Origin of the sequence: Moorena sp. SIO4E2 (assembly GCF_010671945.1) — a bacterium.
GTDB classification, from domain to species: Bacteria; Cyanobacteriota; Cyanobacteriia; order Cyanobacteriales; family Coleofasciculaceae; genus Moorena; species Moorena producens.
This window is the reverse complement of record NZ_JAAHIE010001024.1, coordinates 1-1,907: the sequence shown is the minus strand read 5'-3', so window position 1 is coordinate 1,907 and position 1,907 is coordinate 1. Positions and strand designations below refer to the sequence as shown.

The 1,907-nt window shown below is 45.5% G+C and carries 2 protein-coding genes; one reads left to right on the top strand and one right to left on the bottom strand.

Annotated elements, in window-relative coordinates; translation table 11 throughout:
• Positions 1 to 1,097 (top strand): glycosyltransferase (locus tag F6K37_RS40170; RefSeq protein ID WP_287256862.1); only part of this gene is annotated, 1,097 nt, incomplete at its 5' end.
• A 139-nt stretch (positions 1,098 to 1,236) separates the two neighbouring features.
• On the opposite strand, the gene F6K37_RS40165 is transcribed toward F6K37_RS40170, so the two are convergent.
• A partial coding sequence (locus tag F6K37_RS40165; protein ID WP_287256860.1) for a sulfite exporter TauE/SafE family protein occupies positions 1,237 to 1,907 on the bottom strand: 671 nt, incomplete at its 5' end.

Below are 1,907 nucleotides of genomic sequence, written 5' to 3'. Positions count from 1 at the left end.
CTTTAATTGCCCATTACCTTGGTCCTCGCTTAGGCATTGGGCAGTATCTAAATCGATTACTACCACCTCTAGTTGAGGAACTGGTCAGCCGAGGCACTAAGGTGAAAATCTTGGCTTCTCCGAATGCGTTTGAGAATACCCCTACCCTACAGGAGTTGGCAGATAGTGTTAATATCCTACCACCGCTGGATTACTCCCCAGCTAAGCGGTATGGTTGGGTGGCGACTCGCTTGAATGGGTATTGTGCTCAAGCAGGAGTAGAGGCTCTTGTCTGGCTATCTAACCCGATCGTTCTGCCGTGGCATCCACCTACTATTGCAGTGCTTCATGATGTGAATGAATGGAAAGCGGCTAATAAGTATGGCGATCGCATAAAAACGGCTTTGCGATCGCTAATTTACCTGGATGCCTCGATTCGTTTTGCCCAGCAGATTATAGTCGTCAGCAAAGCTACCGAGAATGACCTGCTACACTTTCGCCCTAACCCAAGGCTTCAACAGAAGCTGAAAACTATTCCCAATGGAGTAGACTCAGCCCTAGCTAAGTTACCGACCGTCTCAATTCCTGCTCCCACTGGTCCATTCTTGTTATCCGTAGGTCGGATCGATCCAGCTGCTAAGCGTTTACCGGAAGCTGTGGCATTAACCACTCAACTCAGAGAGCTCAGTGGTGAACCTTGGGAATTGCATTTAGTGGGAGGGATGAATACTTCCACCCAAGCTAGCGGTGAAGCATTCCTCAAGTCAATTGAGAGCTTGCCTTGGGTTCAGTATCATGGCCACATAAGCGATCGCATTCTGGCTCAATGGTATCGAGAGGCAACAGCGGTAGTGTTTCTATCTGACCGGGAGGGATTTGGACTACCGATTGCCGAAGCGGCATCATTTGGTCGCTTTGTGGTGGTATCTCAAGGGAATCAAGCTGGTTTGGAAGCGGGGGGGTCTGCCATCATTACCGTTGACCCTGATCAGCCCAGGGAGGCAGCCGAGAAGGTAATGGGTGGCTTGAAAGAAAAACAATTAGCTGAGATTAGTAGTAATTTGCCGAAGTGGGAAACAGCAGCAATGGCTTATGCTGATGCCATTAATGAACTATAGTGCAGGGGGCTGCTGAAATCTCTTACCCTGCTCCCGGTTGTACCGTTTTGTCAAAGGGGAACCTCAAGTGGGAGGACACACGATTGTGTTTACTCCCACTGATGCTTCACTTTTAATGATAAAACCTAGAATCACTCAATTAAGCGCGTCTCAGTTTTGTGCGATACATCAGATAATAAAATGAAGTAAATAAAATCAGGGCAAACAATCCAGCCGAAACTACGGATGTCGTGAGCGGAATCAACAGTAAAGAAGTCAGCAATTCAATTACAATTAAACTAATCAAAATCCCAACCACCATTTGGCGTTCCATAAGACTACAAAGAATTGCTCCGGTTGGCGCACCCACTACCACAACCGGAACCGCTGCTAACCAATAATTACTGACGGGAGTGACAAAATCCCCCAGGATAAAGTTATGAATTAAAAAGCCTGTGACGGCATTAATTGCCATCAAAATCACTGAAGTTGGAGTGCTAACTTTCTCACACAAACCAAACAGTAACACCATTACAGAGTAGGCAAAAACATCCATTCCACTCCCAACTAACCCACTAATCATACCGCCCATTACTCCGACGACTAGAGATAAAATTTTTTCTCGTTTACCCCAGTGTTCAATCGTAAAATTACGTTCAGTCTTAGTTAAATTTAATTGAATTAAAATGAGGGCAAAACTGCTCACCATCATTGTAAATGAAATTTTTATGACTTCGGGAGGAAGTAAAGGAGCCAGAAAAGCTGTTCCCATAAAAATACCTGGAATTCCCCCTAAACTCACCCAACGAATTAACTTCCATTCTACTGGAG